Source organism: Chryseobacterium sp. 2P, from assembly GCF_059579425.1.
The window spans coordinates 4,755,625-4,771,338 of sequence record NZ_CM184194.1; the positions used below are offsets into that span (position 1 = coordinate 4,755,625).

Here is a 15,714-nt window from a genome sequence, read left to right on the forward strand (position 1 = left end):
GCCAAAATAATGGCAGATGAAGAGAGAGAGGAGGGAGAAAATGAAAAGAAAGAAAATTTTGATACTATACTGCCAGGAAGAATTAAAACTTATACAGAAAATATTGTAGTTGTTGGAGCAGAAGTTCATGATAAGTTACCTGTAAACAAATTAATGTTCATGGCACAAGCAATAAGAACGGTAAAGCTTGAAAGTGTTCAAACTGTTTTGTATTTTAAACAGGGATATTCGAACACAATGATTGCAGAGTTCAAAAAGTCTTTGAAATATTTTAAACCAAATATAGCAATCATAGAAATTACAACAGTTAAAGAATTGATAAATTATCTTAATAGCGGCGGTATTACAGGAAAATCTAATCTAAGAATGAAACCATATAAGAATTCACTATTTAAAGTAAAAAATGTATACATTTTTTCCCATGGAATGCCAAGCAGAATAACATTCTTACTTGACTGGGATCTTTACAAAACTAATAATAAAATTATTTCTTCTGTAAAAGCTGAAGATAATGAATTAAATTTGAAAAACTACAAAACAATTAACCCTAATGCTTTTGTCAGAGAAGGTTACGTCTGGAGTTTTGCTTGCAGAACTGGGATAGGTCCGGAAGATACTTCTGATATTGAAATATTCACTTGGAACAAAGATGCTAGTTTAGCACAGAAGTTAGCAAACAGTCTGAACGTCCATACTGTTGCATTTTTACGAAGAAGTAATTATGAAGATACCTGGGGAAGTCGTTTTGATAGAGCTGGCTTAAAAATTAAAAAATATTTTGAGATTGCGGATGATGATGATTTTAAAAAATATAAAGATTCAGACAAAATGATTGACAACAAGTATCATTGGAATCCTTTAGGAGCTTTTAACGGAGTGAAAGCTGGGAGCACCCCTAAAGGTCCTCCTGAAGGGATGACAATTTTTTCTAAAAAAGAAGATAATTAATTGTATTTTTGTTAAAAATTCACCATGAGACAAAAACAGTTTTTATTTATTTTATTGATCTTATCAGCAGGCTTTACTGCTTATTTCGGATATATTTACTTTTATTCAAGTGACATTATAGATTACGGATTATATTGTGGCGATGGATTTACAGAATGTTATGAGGTGGTAAAAAGATGGATTAAAATCCATACAATAATCTTAGCCATTATTTATATTATTTTTTTCTTAGTGCAAAGAAAAAATCAGCATGTAGAACAAGAGATTGACTTTTGGACACTTTTGCTAATTGCTGGTATAAATATATTTCATTGGAATGATATTAACTCTTCTTGGGGGATTTTAGCATTACCTTTAAATAGTTTTTTACTTCTTTATTTTTTATTTTTTAGAAGCAGTGTAAAAAAATATATTTATGTAAGCATTCTTTTTTATTTCTTGATTTATTTAAACTTAGTACATAATATTTCTGAACTGTTTTACTACAACCAGAAATATAACAGCTATGAGAATTACTTATATATTTTTAATACCTTATTATTGCTTGTATTTTTAGTTCTTAGAATTAGAGATTTATTGAATCTAAAAAAATAAATAAGAACAAAATAGGTTGTCTCAGAAAGAGGCAATCTTTTTGCTTTTCGTAAATTAAAATCGTAAAAACTGGAAAACAACTTATGTTAACAGAACAGGAAATCAACCGGATTGCTGAAGATCATATTGATAAATCCAGTGAAAAATCCGGGATTAAGCTTTCTCTTTTCAAAGAAGCTACTATTAAAAAAATTATGGAATGATTTTTTTCTATGTGAGCAAAAAATTTTATGAGACAAGAGATGAAAAGTATAATACATTACTTGGAAATGTTCCATTTTAGTCAAAAATATTGATGGAGAAATTATAGAATTTGGCTCTGGCAATACGATCGAATATTACATTCAGGAATACGAAGCGGGAAGATATTGTTAGAATTAATTTATTAAAATGAAGAACTCTTTTACAGAATATTTAATAAAAAACGGATGGATAGAAGTTAGTTTTTTAACATATCAATTTCAAGAAAATAAATCTGTAGAATTGTTTTTTGATACTTCAAATCAGATCGAGTTATATATCAATAAAAAAAGAATATCTGGAAAATATCTTAAAAGCATTGAAGATTTAGTGAGTTTTTTATCTGACAACAAATTAATATAACCTGCAGATAATTGTGTACAATTCTAACGAATAAACAAAATCCCAAACCTGAAATGTATCAACCCAGCCACAAAACATTCCCACACAATTTTATGCTAACTTTGGTGTATGAAAAAATTAGAATCAAGAGAAGATATTGAATATCTGGTGAATTCGTTTTATGCCAAAGTCGTTAAAGATGAGATCATTGCATTTTTCTTTAATGATATTGCTAAAGTAAACTGGGACAGTCATTTGCCGAAGATGTATTCGTTTTGGGAATCCATTCTTTTCGGACAGATGTCTTACAAAGGAAATCCGATGGGCGTTCATTTTCCGATCAATGAAATTCAGGCGATGGAACAGCATCATTTCGATCGTTGGCTGAATCTCTGGAAAACAACGGTTGAAGAAAATTTTGTGGGCGAAAATGCAGATCTGGCAATCTACAAATCTGAAAACATTGCCAAACTGATGGCTTTTAAAATGGATTTGGCGAGAAGACTTTAATGGTTTAAAGTTCTTTGTTGTTAGTTCTGTGTTTTTTTAAGTTACGGAACAATTACCGTGAAAATGTAGGCTGCAAGGTTTACCAATAAAACCGTTCCGTAGAGAATATTTGTTTTTCCGCGGCTTAAAGAAAGCATAACGATAAAAACAGAAAGAGAAAGCAGAATAATATCTTTCTTGTCCAGACCTAAAACCAGCGGAATATCATACAAAATACAAACAACAGAAACCGCAGGAATCGTAAGTCCGATACTTGCTAAAGCAGAACCCAGAGCAAGATTTAAACTCGACTGGATCTGGTTGCTTCGAGCCGCCCGAATTGCCGCAACACCTTCCGGAAGCAGAACAACCGCTGCGATAATGACTCCGACCAAAGATTTTGGAGCGCCCAAACTCTGTACCATGTTTTCAATTGTGGCAGAAAGTCCTTTTGCCATCATCACAACAATCGCCAGACAAATCACCAGAAAAGTAAAACTGAGTGTCGTTTTTGAAAACGAAGGAATATAATTTTCTTCTGATTGCTCTTCCGGAACGATAAAATAATTTCTGTGACGGATCGTCTGAACCATCAGAAAGACACCATAAATCACAAGACAGGCAATAGAAACAAAAATCAGTTGTGCTTCATTATAAAAAGGCCCGTTGACGCTGGATGTGAAATTTGGAAGAACCAAGGTCAAAATCAGGATGGAAACAATACTAACCAGATAAGTTGTAGCGGAAGTTCTTGCGAAAAACTGTTCGTAATATTTCACGCCGCCCACCAAAATACAGATTCCTAGAATTCCATTAAGAATAAGCATTACCGCGGCGAAAACCGTATCTCTTGCAAGCGTAATCGCCTGATCTCCTCCCGCAACCATCAGCGAAATAATCAGCGCAACTTCAATGATTGTAATACACAGCGCAAGAATAATAGTTCCAAAAGGTTCACCCACTTTATGCGCGACAACTTCCGCGTGATGCACCGCAGATAAAACACTGCCCGTTAATAAAATTCCGGCAATTACATCAGACAGAACACCCGTCCCCATAAGTCCGGAAAAATAATAACCAACTGCGAGAATGGGAAAAATATACGTATAATGTAAAAATTCTTTCAATTTCATAACTGTTCCTAAAATACAAAAAATCGATGACTTTTGAAATATCAAAAGAAAATATTAATGGTATTTTAATGGCTCCAGAAATAAAAATCCTGAAAATCCGTCAACATATGAAACAGTAGTCCAATGGCTATAATCCTGATATTTCCTTTAAAAAAAAGCATCAAAAAATACACCGCAATGGCGTAGTAAGAATGTAAAAAATGAAAACCGATGCTTCCGCGGTTAGGATCAAATATAGGATTCGCGAAAAGATGATCTGCATCTACAAGCATCGTTGCCAATAAAATAAGATAGACTTTCTTCCAGTTTTTGCTGTAAAAGATTAAAGCAATAAATACGGGAAAAACGAAATGCAGGAAATAATGCGTGAACGTTTTCAGTAAGGCAATATGCGAAGCATCCATTGAATTTTAAATTTTTTACCACCTTAAAATCAAAGGAAGGTCATCTTTTTTAAACTGTACTTTCATATAATAATCCTGATTCCTGTTTCCATAAAAAATATAATCAATATCGGAAATCATTTTCTTTTCCTTAGGTAATAATGTTTTAAAAAAAGACAGTAATAACGGATTATTTTTTACAAAAATATAATTTTCATTCAGATTGAAAGACTGCTGAATTGGTTTTCTTGTAGATTTTATCTCAAAACCTTTGCTTTGCTGAGTGATGAGGTTAGGCTGAAAAGGAATTGCTGTGAACTGATTCTGGGCATTGATCCATTTTTTATTCTGAAAATACAGTTCTGTCTTTTCAGGGTTTAAGCTTTGAAAATCAATGATATAATTCGGTTGAATGATCTTTTGAAATGTTTTCTTTTCAACTTCATTAAAATTGTCATCGTAGCTGTAGGTAATAATCGTGTCATTCACCTCTTCCAGATGTACAGAAGCTTTTAGCTTACTGATAGATGAAGAATCTGCAAAAGTTTTGTCAAAAAGAAAGGTGAAGTTTTTAATATTTTCAGCATTAAGTTCTGTCTCTAAAAAAGAATCGGTCTTCAATAGTCTTGAAATAGCAGGAGAGGGATCGTAATAATCAGACTGATTTCTGATTTCAATTTCATCGTGTCTTAATTCGACAGAAAGATTGTGGCTGCCTTTTTTTGTGTTCAGAATAATGCTTCCCAATCCATTGGTAACGAGCGCGTCTGCATCAAAAAGATTTGCCTGAGAACTGTGAAATAACTGGTTGTTAATTCGCTCAAAATCATCACTGGAACTTCCGATAATAAGGTTTCCTCCAAAAATTTTAATATAAACCTGATCTTTCCTGAATACCTGATTTCCCAGATCCGTAAACTTCTGCTGTTTCAGAAACAATAAAAAAGTCTTCGTGTCTTCCAGTTCAAAAACACTGTACCAGTTCGAAACTTTTGAATTTTTCAGATGAAAAGCCTGTAAAAAATCGGGAATTTTCACTCCCGATTCTTTAAAAGATATTGTATTTTTCTCTTTGCTTCGAAACCATAAAGAAGGATGCCCTGCAAGACTGTAAACATATTCTCTTGTCAGCTTTTTTGTATCAATCAGAATGATTGCATCTGCTTCCTGCGGAGAAAAAATCTTCGTATTTTGTTTATGGTAAAAAACGAAATACATCATCCCCGCAAAAAGTAAAAAAACGAAGGCAAAAAGTTTCTTTTTCATTATAAAATAGGCTGCTTTTTATCAGATTCTTTCATTTTATATACTTCATCAAAAACATCGAAGAAATACATTAAACTGTTTTCCGAAGCATTTTTAATATTGTAATTAACTTCTGTTTCTATTTTTTCTCCTTTGGCTTCTGTTTTAAAATACACTTCGCCCAGATTTTTCTTCAGAAGATCCAGCGTTTTTCTTTCCGACGGAGTTTTAAACTCTTTCTCAAGTCCAACCATTAGTTTTTGGATGTCAAACCTTCCCGACAAAGGATATTTCGCCGAATCTTTTGCCCATTTTTCAGAGATTTCCGACTGGTTTTTAGCTGAAATATTCTCTGTTGAGGTCGTTGTGTAGACAATTCCGTCCTTTACCGTAAAGAATAACTTGTCGAAATATCCGTCATTTTTTCCTTCACTGAAGGCATAGAAATCTCCGTTTTTAGAGAATTTCTTAGCCGTTACTTTATTCGTGGTCAGCATATCGAAAATACGGTTCCAGTACCCTTCATTTTCCGTAGCAAAAGCAAACGTGAAATTCGGAACAGCGATTTCTTTGGTTTTCTTCACTTCCTTTTCATTATAATCATCATCGTATTCATAATCCGTGTATTCTACGGTTTTGGATTTCAGTTCGTTAAGGACGAAAATTCCGTTTCCTGGTGCGATCTTGGTAATGGCCTTTTCATCCAGAACAATCTTCATGGTTTCCATTAAAAGTTCCATTTCTTTCTGATAATCGCCTTCTCCGGAATCTTTCAACAGGCTGTACATCAGATCAAAATACTTATTTCCGTCTACATTAATGGCATAATATCCGATGCTTTTATCGTTGATGAGAGCCGTCAGCTTTTTATTCTTTTTCCCTCTGTAAACAGAATTGATGCTCTTCTGAACCGCCTCATTTTTATGCTGATAACTGTTCACCAGTCTTACTTTATCGTTATCAAAATACAGATTATAAGAAGAATTGGAATTGTATGCTTTCCCCATAAGATTTCCGAAAGGGTAGTGGCTCATAATTTTACCGTATGCTCCGTTATTTACGATTCTTCCATAATCCGTATACACAAAAACATCAGAATCCGCATCCCGGAAAGACAATATTTCTTTGGAAACATCGAGCTCCGGCGCAGAGCTGAAATAATCATCAAAATCCTTTTCCGCCAGTTTCTTGGTGATTTTAAACTTTTCGATCTTCAGAGAGTCCATTTTCTTCTGATAAGTGCTGTCTTCTTCCGTTTCCTCACTCATTTCTTCCTCCATATGCGGAAGAGTGTATTCGCTTTCTTTTTCAGAATAATTTTTGTCACTGGAATCTTTTTCTTCTTCCGGATATTTGTGATGCTTTTCCAGATATTTAATGTCTTTTTCTTTCTTGGCAATTTCGGCCTTGTATTCTTTAATGTCTTCCTTTAGATACTGAATGTCATCTTTCAGATATTTGATCTCTTCCTTGTAATCGAATGCTTTTTCTGCGTATGCGCTGTCAACCGCAACGGCTGCGCTGTCCATAACAATTGCCGCACTGTCAATTGTTGCAGCGGCACTGTCTGTCATTGTTGCTTCATCATTCCAGTCGATTTTATAAGGTTTTTCATAGCTGATTAATTTCAGAACCGCTTGCTTATCATTCCATGCAACAAACAATTCATCATCGAGATTAACGTAAGAGTAATTTTTTCGTTTCGAAATTTCCAGTCCTTTTTTCTTGGATGAATTAATGAATTCCTGAAATTTTTCTTTGTTATCCAGCAGAAAATGAGCGGTATATGTCTTTACGGAATCGTTGAAATTGGCGTAATGATATTGTGTGGCATCATATTTTATCCCAGTTTTGGAATAATCGTTCCACGAAGCCTGTTTTTCTTTATCTTCTTTGGCTACTTCAAGCAGAAAAGGATTCAGTTTCTGCCAGTTGATTTTCTGGTTAAGTTGCTTTCCGTTAATTTCCATATAAAAAAGAACGTCCTTCGGAAGCTTCATTTTCTGTTGCGAAAAGATGGAGCTGAAAGCAAAAAGTAAAAGTAAAATTTGTGTTTTTTGTAAAATAGATTTCATGGTTGTCGATTGAAATTATTGAAAGAGAATGGTATTTTGTAATTGTTTTTTCTGAAGGATAAAATCCAGAACGTTGGCCTCCAGTTTTACCGCTTTTTTGTTCGGAGAAAGCAGGTAAGAATTATTGGTCTGAGCTTTTATGGTATTCTCAAACTGCATTACGGAAGTATATTTCGCATCGTTAAAGACTTCCTTATCCGCTTTGTTCATCTTGTCGTAATCGTTTTTAAAACTGCTCACTTTATTTCTGGTGAATGTTTTTTTCTCCGGACTCTGACTGTAAAGCTGTACCGGAACCATTTTTCCAACGATGTTTTTCGCTTTCAGCTGTTCCAGTCCGGCATTGATGTTTTCAATTTTCTTGAAGTTACAGCTTAGTTTGATAATGTAGTTATCAAAATCCATTGAAGTCTTCACATTCGAAATTCCGGGAGTTGCTTTAAAAATTCTTGCCGCTTCATTAATTTTAGCTTCAATTTCAGACCTTTTGGGAACTTTTTTACCGTTAATTGTTTCCATTTTCGAGATGGAAGCCAACCGTGTCTTGCTTTTACTGGCGTTCAGAATAAGTGAATATTCTCCGCTGCCATCTGCTTTTACGTTGATTTTATCTAAAATATCAAAACAGCTTGTAAGAAGAAACAGTGGCAATAATAAGAACATCTTTTTAATAATGTTTTTCATATTTGAGTTTTTTGCGGTTAAATAAAGTTGTTGTTTTAAATTCTGCCTTTCAGATAATCCTGCCGGAGATCTTCGTCTAATTTTTCAATAGCGTACCGAAGACTCGTTCTCGGCATTTCTTTGTAATGTGTATTCAGGAAATTAATTAATTCCGCTTCGTTTTTTTCTCCCATTTCGCGAAGCAGCCATCCGTTGGCTTTGTGCATCAGATCATGGGAGTGTTTCATATTTTTGGTAACGAATTCTTTGGTAAGATCAAATGATCCTTTTTTTACATAATGCATCGTTCCCACAACTGCCATTCTTTTATGCCACATTTCTTCAGAATCCGAAAGTGTTCTCAGTAATTCATCTTTCTGATTTTCAAAAGCATAGCGTCCCAGAATTTTATAACAGCTTGAATCTACCAGATCCCAGTTGTTAATGTGCTGTAAATGATTCAGATAAAACTCAACAATGTCATCTTTTACCGCTTTATCCTTTGTTTTTTCAAATTTAGAAATTAACATGAATAAAGCTGTCAATCTGTGTTCATGATATTGGGAAGACAGTAATTTGCTGAGTTCCTCCATCGAAATTCTGGCATAGAATTCTTTTGCAACAGAACGCTGATCCGGAACTTTTACCCCTAAAAACAAATCGCCTTCTCCATATTCTCCTTTTCCGTTTTTGAAAAATTTAGCAGAAGAATCTGCTTTTTCGGGAATTGAAAGCTCATTTAAAGCTTCTTTTATTTCTTTTAAAATTATACTCATTTGATAATTAATGGTTTAGTCAACATTATGTAAAGCAACACCTTCCTGTTCCTCTTCTTCTTTTGCAATCTTCTTCGGATTGGCAACTTTGGCAATCGTAAGTCCCTGAACGATAATTGAAAACACAACCACACAATAAGTAATGCTTAAAACAATCGTACTGTTTTCATTTTTCGGAATAGAAAGAGCCAGAGCAATCGAAACTCCGCCGCGAATTCCTCCCCAAACCAAAACTTTTACCGTTTGCGGACTGAATCTTGTTCTGAAAGACATGAATTTAGTAGGTCCCCAAATTGAAATAAACCTTGCCAGTAAAACTACGGCAATCGCTACTAATCCCGGAATCATATAATGGCTTAAGTCTTTGATCATCAGTAACTCAAATCCGATAAAAAGAAATAGAACAGCATTCAGAATTTCGTCGATAAGTTCCCAGAATTTGATCAGATAATCCTGTGTTACAGATTTCATTTTGAATCTTACATTAAAATTCCCCATAAACAATCCGGCTGCAACCATGGTTAAAGGTCCCGAAATATGCATTTGTCTTGCAATAAGATAACCTCCCATGACTACAGAAAGCGTCACCAGTACGGAAATAATATAATCGTCCACTTCACGCATCAGTCGGGAAGTAATCCACCCCAGAACAACGCCGAGTAAAAGTCCGCCGCCTGCTTCTTTCAGCAATAACAGACCGATGCTTTCCATATTCAGCGTTACTTTGTTTCCTATCGCAAGCTGAAGAACAACTGTGAAAACCACAACCGCCATCCCGTCATTAAAAAGCGATTCTCCGGCAACTTTGGTTTCCAGAGATTTTGAAACATTTGCCTGTTTTAAGATACTGAGAACAGCAACCGGATCGGTAGGAGAGATCAGTGCGCCAAAAAGCAGACAGTAGATAAATGGCAGCGAGATCCCGACAAGAGGTAACAGATAATACATGCCGAAACCCACCACAAAAGTAGAAATCACGACTCCTGCCGTTGAAAAAATCACGACAGGAACAAACTGCTCTTTGAGATCGTCGATATTAATATGAATTCCTCCCGCAAACAGAAGGAAATTTAGCATAGCACCCATCAGAACTTCTGTAAAGTCGATCCCCGTCATTAAATTGTGAAGATGCCCGAAAGTTCTCGGCAAAACCGTTTCTCCGAAGGAAACTAAAAATATGGAAACCACAATGGCGATCACCATAATTCCGATGGTACTCGGAAGCTTCAGAAATCTGTAATTAAGGTATGAAAATATGGACGCTAAAACAATTAAGGCTGAAAATGAATAGTATAATTCCACTAATTTGGTGTTTAAATTTTTTTTGTGATTAATAATCGATATATAATACTTTGATGTAGATTTTATTGCCGTCTTTTTCCCAGATATCAAGAATTCCGTCTTTTGCGGATTTTGATCCTCTTGTATATTCCTTTCCAAGATTCAGAATGTTCAGCAGAATATATTCGTCGCCTACTGAATTCACGAGATACGGTGTTTTTTCTGTTTTTCCGTCTCCGGAAGACTTCATGCCGTCGGTTAATGCACGAAACTGACTGAGATGATACAGAAAATTTTCTCCGTCTTTAATGCTGTCATATGCTTTGAGAAGAATCAGCAGAATATCCAGATTGGTAGGATCTTTATCATACAATGCTTTTCCCTGTTTAATGCAGTCCTCAAAATTATTATTTTTGTAAGCATCGGCTAAACTTTTAAACGCTTCATCCGTTGTAAAAAGCAGATCTTCCCTGAAATTTCTTCCATAATAGAGGTGTTGCGTTTCAAGCGTGTCTAAAGATTTTGGATAGGCTTTGTATTTAAAAATCAGCTTGTTGTAGTTGTATTGGGATTTCTCGCTTTTCAGGTCTTTCTCAATTGCTTTGAAATCAATTTTTGATTTCTGTGCAAAACCAAAAACGAAGATCAGCAGGAACAGGAGGAAAAAGTGATGTTTCATCGGTTCTTTTCTATTTTGTATTTGTTGTATAAAACGAGCATGACAAATCCTAAAACCAGCCGGAACAAAGCGGGCATAAAATAGGTTCCGGAAATATATCGGTCGTTGGATATTTTTTCGTAAAGAAAATAAGTCAATAAACAGAAAGGAGAAAGCAGACCTTTGCCGTAGAGATAGATTTTAAAGAAAAGATGATTAAATTTAAGGTCTGTAAAGAATGATAACATTGCCAACAGGCAAACTGCGACCGTTATCATTCCTAAAATCTTTACTATCAGAATATCCGTTTCTTTGCTGATTCCTCCGATGCTTCCCAAGAAATTAATTCCTACCACGATCAGAAAAAAGTAATAGAATGTATTGTTGGAAAACAGTCTGTTCATGAATTATTGGTCTTCATGATCTTTTTCTGCACTTTCTTCCTCATCGTTATCGAAATATTCGAAAAGGAAATCGTTGTACGGGAATCTGGAAATATGGATCTTCATCACTTCATCATAGATCAGCTTTTTCATTTCCGGGAAATTTTCTTTCGTAATGGCAGAGATGAAAACCGTCGGATATTTGGATTTTGCCATCCATGTTTTTTTCCATTCTTCCAGAGAAATATTCTTTTTCGTAGATGGCGTTAAATCGTCCTCGTCTTTTTTCTCATAGCTGAAATCGTCAATCTTATTGAAAACCATAATCATAGGTTTCTGATGGGCATTGATCTCCATTAAAATCTGATTGACAGAATCAATATGATCTTCAAAGCTTTCATGTGAAATATCTACCACGTGAATCAGCAAATCGGCTTCTCGAACCTCATCCAAGGTAGATTTGAACGATTCAACCAATTGGGTAGGTAGCTTTCTGATGAATCCAACCGTATCCGTTAAAAGGAATGGTAAATTTCCGATCACAACTTTTCTTACCGTCGTGTCCAATGTCGCGAACAGTTTATTTTCTGCGAAAACTTCAGATTTAGACAGAGCGTTCATCAAAGTAGATTTTCCTACGTTGGTATATCCTACCAAAGCGGCACGAACTACTTTTCCGCGGTTGTTTCTCTGGGTTGCCATCTGTTTGTCGATGGTTTTCAGCTTATCTTTTAACAATGAAATTCTGTCGCGGATAATACGTCTGTCGGTTTCAATTTCTGTTTCTCCGGGACCTCTCATCCCGATTCCCCCTTTCTGGCGTTCAAGGTGGGTCCACATTCTCGTTAGTCGGGGTAAAAGATATTGATATTGAGCGAGTTCTACCTGTGTTCTTGCATAAGATGTGGTGGCTCTCTGGGCAAAAATATCAAGAATAAGATTGGTTCGGTCTAAGATTTTGACTTCCATTTCTTTCTCAAGGTTTTTAAGCTGCGAAGGAGATAATTCGTCGTCAAAAATAACGGTTCCTATATTGTTTTCTTTTACATATTCTTTAATTTCCTGCGCTTTACCGCTTCCGATGAATGTTTTAGAGTCCGGCTGTGTAAGCTTTTGTGTAAAACGCTTATCTGCCGTTGCGCCGGCTGTAAAGGCTAAAAACTCCAGCTCATCCATATATTCCTGAAGTTTATCCTCATCCTGATGCTGTGTAACAACACCTACCAAAACTGCCTTTTCGTAATTATGTTCTTTCTTTTCTAGCATTAAATTCTGTCTGTATTTGTGAGATTTACAAGATACTATTTTTCATGAAAAAATCCAAGACGAATTTTTTGTGGTAGGTATGGCTGGCTTTCCGGCAGAATTCTGAAAAAGCGGATTTTGATGCCCGTGAAAGATGCTGGAGGGTGAGACTTAAAAGAAAGATTTATATATTTTTATGAAAATATATTGAGTTATAGTGATGTTTTCTAAACACTACTAAATTGATAAAATAAATGCTCATTACCAAGAAAAATTTCTTCTTTTCTATACATGAAAAAAAGCCCCTGAAAAGTGTTTAACTTTTTGGGGCAGTCCAAAAACTGTGGATTTTTTATTGTTGCTCACGGATTATAAATCCGCGAGATCGGGTATAGCTTACATTATTAATCTTCTGTAATATTTTTCTATTCAGGATTAAGTTTTTATAAAACTTTACTTTTTCATAATTACTCAGGAGCCGGAAGACACACTTCCATATTAACTGCTAATATCCATAGCTTCATTATAAGATATTTTAACTCTAGATTCTTGTAAATCAATCCCATAATTTTCGTTGTCTATCTCCTCTACTATATAAAATTGGTTATTACTTACCAAAATCCATTGATAAGGATCATCACCTTGATTACTTACTAAAATATCTTCATTTAAATATTTAGATACTTCAAAACCAAATAAAAAATTATTAAAAAAAACTATACTATTTGTATTATTATCAACGTATACATTTAGTTCAGTGCAGAATTCAGATACGTTATCTAATAATCTGTTTTCAAATTTTATCTTAAAATTGTATGTATTTAATAAATTTCCTATCAACTCTTCTTCACACTGAAAGATATTACTTAACATTTGAATTAGATGAATATCTTTTTTATTTTCTCTTAAATAACAAATATAGTTTTCCATTAATGTTTTTTAATAAATTCTCTAGCAAAATTAATATCTTCGGAAGAAACACCAGCACCCTTTAGCGCTTGCTCTACTCTTTCTGCTGGTACTTTTTTAATTAATTGAATAGCTTTAATTTGTCCTTGTGATAAATCAATAAACTCAGGAATATTCATCTGTAACAATTGTATTTCCTTCTCTTTTAAACATTCCTCCCACATAATTTCCTTTCTTATTTAATGAAAGAACTAACTTTTGGTGTGGAGAAGCTGCACCATACCTACCATGAGGCTTTCCTACTAAAAAAGTATTTGAATCAGCATCAAATACAAACTCTATCATAGTACCTTCTTTGGTATTTTACTCAAGACTTTGAGCTTCGTTCTCAACAACTTTGGTAATACCTGCTGTAGTAGGACTTAATAATTTATTTTGTATCACCGCTTCAATTACGGCAGAAATCATTTTTCCTGCATTCGCCTCCTGAGAGTGGTGAACTGCGTAACTAAAAGCTCCATTATTCGAGTGGCAAGATAAGCATCCTTTCCAAATTAATCCATCTGATCCCGTATTATCTTGAGTATGCCCCTTAAATATTCTATTCGTATGAGCCTCTGGCTGACGAAAATCCTATTATAATTTCCAAAAGATATTCTAAATAATTAAAGTCATTCAATCCTTTCCATTTTTGTTCTTCTAAAAATATATATACAAGATTCTTAAATACATGCAAATCTTTCCATTCTAATAGCTCTTGCTTTGAAAATATATTATAATTATATTTAAATAGTTGTTCATTTTCATTTGAAGTAAGCAAACCAAATCCTATTATATCAGATTTATTATTATCTATTGTCATTGATCTAATTCTATTTGAATATTGATAATACAAATCAATATGTTTAAATAGTTTCCCTTTTGCAGAACACTTATCAAGACAATCTAAGTGAACTCCGGCATCACTAAAAATAAATAGATTATCTAACTGGTTACTTATCAGTGGAGGAATTAATATATACTCTCTTGATTTATTCAGGACATCATTACATAATGGACATCTTGATTGGTTTTCAAATATAATAGCCATAAATTAAGGTTTTTCAATAGGTTTTCGAATCATTAGTGGTTTAGGATTAAATCCTTCAAAAATATATTGCTTACTCTGATTTAAACTTCTTAACGCATTAAAGTCACCTACACTTGGTCCTGTTACATAAGGATGTGTATGTCCATAAATCAAAGATACTTCCCCTAATTTGAATTGTATACCATGTGGTCCTCCACTTACTATAACCTTTTCTCCAGGAGCAATACTATTTGGACCAAGTTTTACAACAGCATGTTCAACACCCGTAGTCAAAGTCCTATTTTGACAAAAACTTATTAAGTCAGCAATGCTTTCATTTTCTCTAACTTCTCTAACAATATTCATAGGTGAAACATATTCTCCCCCATTCCCTATAATAATAGCTTCATCATTTATACCCGCATTTAGCGGAGTAAATAAATATGTCTGTAAAATAAATTGTGTTACTAACCCTACACTTTTCCCAATACCCGCTGTAGAAGAATTTTTCACTGCGTAAGTAAATGCTCCATTATCTGCGTGACAAGATAAACATCCTTTATAAATTAAGCCATCGGAAGCAGTGTTGTCTTGGCTCCATCCTCCAATATTTTGTGGTAGAATAAATTCATATTTCCCTCTTTCATGCCAACCACCTATTTTGGAAGTTAATAAAGTATTCTGACTAACCTGTTGGTAATGTGTATTTCCTTCATCCCAAGAAGTATTCTGATAATCCTGTTCAGACATTTTGGTAGGAATGCCAACTTCCAACCTATTATTTACTTGCAACCGGGTATTGGATTTATATCCCTTATCAACTCCTCTTCCAAACAATCCAGTAAAAAAGTCCCATGCTCTTCTCACAAAACTTCTTTTCTTTGGATCTCCGGGACCTTCACCCCCAATTCTTTCCCCCATCATCCCTGTAGGATCGGCATAGTTTACAGGATCGTTCCAGACATAAGCATACGGTGATCCCGTGATATCCACCAGCGGATCTACAGAAAGCCAGAAGCTTCGTTTAGGATCGTAATATCTTGCGCCATAGTAATAGTATCCTGTTGTAGAATCATATTCTTTACCGTTAAATCTGTAAGGGTTATCATAATCCTGATTGGATGTTCCCATCAGCAGTTCTCCATACGGCATATACTCGTACCAGTTGGTTACTTTTCCTGCGCTGTTTACCAAAACCGATGCCCCACCCAGATGATCCGGATGGATCCAGTACATTTCAGATTCTATAGGCTTTGGTATAAAACCCACCGCTTTTGCAGT

At 34.6% G+C, this 15,714-nt stretch carries 19 protein-coding genes; 4 read left to right on the forward strand and 15 right to left on the reverse strand.

Features of this window, described 5'->3' with window-relative positions:
• Positions 1-9 precede the first annotated feature (9 nt).
• From AC52CF_RS21860 to AC52CF_RS21875, 4 genes are all read left to right on the forward strand, one after another.
• Positions 10-948, forward strand: coding sequence for a hypothetical protein (locus AC52CF_RS21860; protein ID WP_214587683.1), 939 nt, complete (start codon positions 10-12; stop codon positions 946-948).
• A 24-nt stretch (positions 949-972) separates the two neighbouring features.
• Positions 973-1,542, forward strand: coding sequence for a hypothetical protein (locus AC52CF_RS21865; protein WP_214587682.1), 570 nt, complete (start codon positions 973-975; stop codon positions 1,540-1,542).
• Positions 1,543-1,932: 390 nt separating this feature from the next.
• Positions 1,933-2,145, forward strand: coding sequence for a hypothetical protein (locus AC52CF_RS21870; protein ID WP_375191186.1), 213 nt, complete (start codon positions 1,933-1,935; stop codon positions 2,143-2,145).
• Between the two features lie 108 nt (positions 2,146-2,253).
• A complete protein-coding gene (locus AC52CF_RS21875; RefSeq protein WP_375182270.1) occupies positions 2,254-2,634 on the forward strand; it encodes a group III truncated hemoglobin in 381 nt (126 codons plus the stop codon).
• A 41-nt stretch (positions 2,635-2,675) separates the two neighbouring features.
• Here AC52CF_RS21875 and AC52CF_RS21880 read toward each other — a convergent pair whose 3' ends face one another.
• The 15 genes from AC52CF_RS21880 to AC52CF_RS21950 all read right to left on the reverse strand — a co-directional run bounded on the left by AC52CF_RS21880 (position 2,676) and on the right by AC52CF_RS21950 (position 15,669).
• Entirely contained in the window at positions 2,676-3,746 is a 1,071-nt protein-coding gene (locus AC52CF_RS21880; protein WP_375191187.1) for a calcium:cation antiporter, read from the reverse strand.
• A gap of 65 nt (positions 3,747-3,811) precedes the next feature.
• Positions 3,812-4,150: a DUF6122 family protein gene (locus AC52CF_RS21885; RefSeq protein ID WP_375181852.1), complete on the reverse strand. Its 339-nt coding sequence runs from the start codon at positions 4,148-4,150 to the stop codon at positions 3,812-3,814.
• A gap of 15 nt (positions 4,151-4,165) precedes the next feature.
• Complete coding sequence (locus tag AC52CF_RS21890) at positions 4,166-5,395, reverse strand: hypothetical protein (protein ID WP_375181853.1); 1,230 nt, start codon at positions 5,393-5,395, stop codon at positions 4,166-4,168.
• Positions 5,395-7,449, reverse strand: coding sequence for a hypothetical protein (locus AC52CF_RS21895; protein WP_214587677.1), 2,055 nt, complete (start codon positions 7,447-7,449; stop codon positions 5,395-5,397). The genes AC52CF_RS21890 and AC52CF_RS21895 overlap by 1 nt, the downstream gene beginning before the upstream one ends.
• Before the next feature lie 15 nt (positions 7,450-7,464).
• A complete protein-coding gene (locus tag AC52CF_RS21900) occupies positions 7,465-8,133 on the reverse strand; it encodes a hypothetical protein (RefSeq protein WP_214587676.1) in 669 nt (222 codons plus the stop codon).
• Between the two features lie 35 nt (positions 8,134-8,168).
• Positions 8,169-8,888, reverse strand: coding sequence for a DNA alkylation repair protein (locus tag AC52CF_RS21905; RefSeq protein WP_496517682.1), 720 nt, complete (start codon positions 8,886-8,888; stop codon positions 8,169-8,171).
• 15 nt (positions 8,889-8,903) lie between these two features.
• Positions 8,904-10,190 carry a cation:proton antiporter gene (locus AC52CF_RS21910; RefSeq protein WP_496517683.1) on the reverse strand — a complete coding sequence of 429 codons (1,287 nt, stop codon included), beginning with the start codon at positions 10,188-10,190 and terminating at the stop codon, positions 8,904-8,906.
• 28 nt (positions 10,191-10,218) lie between these two features.
• A complete protein-coding gene (locus AC52CF_RS21915) occupies positions 10,219-10,848 on the reverse strand; it encodes a DUF4919 domain-containing protein (RefSeq protein WP_496517684.1) in 630 nt (209 codons plus the stop codon).
• Positions 10,845-11,231, reverse strand: a complete 387-nt coding sequence (locus tag AC52CF_RS21920) for a hypothetical protein (RefSeq protein ID WP_496517685.1) — start codon at positions 11,229-11,231, stop codon at positions 10,845-10,847. The genes AC52CF_RS21915 and AC52CF_RS21920 overlap by 4 nt, the downstream gene beginning before the upstream one ends.
• A 3-nt stretch (positions 11,232-11,234) precedes the next feature.
• Positions 11,235-12,476, reverse strand: a complete 1,242-nt coding sequence (gene hflX / locus AC52CF_RS21925; protein ID WP_375181859.1) for a GTPase HflX — start codon at positions 12,474-12,476, stop codon at positions 11,235-11,237.
• Between the two features lie 477 nt (positions 12,477-12,953).
• On the reverse strand, positions 12,954-13,385 hold the full coding sequence (locus AC52CF_RS21930) for a hypothetical protein (RefSeq protein WP_214587670.1): 432 nt from the start codon (positions 13,383-13,385) through the stop codon (positions 12,954-12,956).
• Complete coding sequence (locus tag AC52CF_RS21935; RefSeq protein WP_214587669.1) at positions 13,385-13,543, reverse strand: hypothetical protein; 159 nt, start codon at positions 13,541-13,543, stop codon at positions 13,385-13,387. The genes AC52CF_RS21930 and AC52CF_RS21935 overlap by 1 nt, the downstream gene beginning before the upstream one ends.
• Positions 13,530-13,709, reverse strand: coding sequence for a hypothetical protein (locus tag AC52CF_RS21940; protein WP_214587668.1), 180 nt, complete (start codon positions 13,707-13,709; stop codon positions 13,530-13,532). Before AC52CF_RS21940 ends, AC52CF_RS21935 begins: the two co-directional genes overlap by 14 nt.
• Before the next feature lie 256 nt (positions 13,710-13,965).
• Positions 13,966-14,454, reverse strand: coding sequence for a hypothetical protein (locus AC52CF_RS21945; protein ID WP_214587667.1), 489 nt, complete (start codon positions 14,452-14,454; stop codon positions 13,966-13,968).
• 3 nt (positions 14,455-14,457) lie between these two features.
• On the reverse strand, positions 14,458-15,669 hold the full coding sequence (locus AC52CF_RS21950; RefSeq protein ID WP_496517686.1) for an RHS repeat domain-containing protein: 1,212 nt from the start codon (positions 15,667-15,669) through the stop codon (positions 14,458-14,460).
• Positions 15,670-15,714: the final 45 nt, after the last annotated feature.

Excerpts from the sequence above, each read along its gene's own strand:
- AC52CF_RS21870 (WP_375191186.1), top strand. The coding sequence starts at position 1,933 with ATGAAGAACTCTTTTACAGAATATTTAATAAAAAACGGATGGATAGAA.
- AC52CF_RS21865 (WP_214587682.1), top strand. The coding sequence starts at position 973 with ATGAGACAAAAACAGTTTTTATTTATTTTATTGATCTTATCAGCAGGC.
- AC52CF_RS21895 (WP_214587677.1), bottom strand. The coding sequence starts at position 7,449 with ATGAAATCTATTTTACAAAAAACACAAATTTTACTTTTACTTTTTGCT.
- AC52CF_RS21930 (WP_214587670.1), bottom strand. The coding sequence starts at position 13,385 with ATGGAAAACTATATTTGTTATTTAAGAGAAAATAAAAAAGATATTCAT.
- AC52CF_RS21860 (WP_214587683.1), top strand. The coding sequence starts at position 10 with ATGGCAGATGAAGAGAGAGAGGAGGGAGAAAATGAAAAGAAAGAAAAT.
- AC52CF_RS21880 (WP_375191187.1), bottom strand. The coding sequence starts at position 3,746 with ATGAAATTGAAAGAATTTTTACATTATACGTATATTTTTCCCATTCTC.
- AC52CF_RS21935 (WP_214587669.1), bottom strand. The coding sequence starts at position 13,543 with ATGAATATTCCTGAGTTTATTGATTTATCACAAGGACAAATTAAAGCT.
- AC52CF_RS21885 (WP_375181852.1), bottom strand. The coding sequence starts at position 4,150 with ATGGATGCTTCGCATATTGCCTTACTGAAAACGTTCACGCATTATTTC.
- hflX (WP_375181859.1), bottom strand. The coding sequence starts at position 12,476 with ATGCTAGAAAAGAAAGAACATAATTACGAAAAGGCAGTTTTGGTAGGT.
- AC52CF_RS21950 (WP_496517686.1), bottom strand. The coding sequence starts at position 15,669 with ATGTACTGGATCCATCCGGATCATCTGGGTGGGGCATCGGTTTTGGTA.
- AC52CF_RS21945 (WP_214587667.1), bottom strand. The coding sequence starts at position 14,454 with ATGGCTATTATATTTGAAAACCAATCAAGATGTCCATTATGTAATGAT.
- AC52CF_RS21890 (WP_375181853.1), bottom strand. The coding sequence starts at position 5,395 with ATGAAAAAGAAACTTTTTGCCTTCGTTTTTTTACTTTTTGCGGGGATG.
- AC52CF_RS21915 (WP_496517684.1), bottom strand. The coding sequence starts at position 10,848 with ATGAAACATCACTTTTTCCTCCTGTTCCTGCTGATCTTCGTTTTTGGT.
- AC52CF_RS21905 (WP_496517682.1), bottom strand. The coding sequence starts at position 8,888 with ATGAGTATAATTTTAAAAGAAATAAAAGAAGCTTTAAATGAGCTTTCA.
- AC52CF_RS21900 (WP_214587676.1), bottom strand. The coding sequence starts at position 8,133 with ATGAAAAACATTATTAAAAAGATGTTCTTATTATTGCCACTGTTTCTT.
- AC52CF_RS21940 (WP_214587668.1), bottom strand. The coding sequence starts at position 13,709 with ATGATAGAGTTTGTATTTGATGCTGATTCAAATACTTTTTTAGTAGGA.
- AC52CF_RS21875 (WP_375182270.1), top strand. The coding sequence starts at position 2,254 with ATGAAAAAATTAGAATCAAGAGAAGATATTGAATATCTGGTGAATTCG.
- AC52CF_RS21920 (WP_496517685.1), bottom strand. The coding sequence starts at position 11,231 with ATGAACAGACTGTTTTCCAACAATACATTCTATTACTTTTTTCTGATC.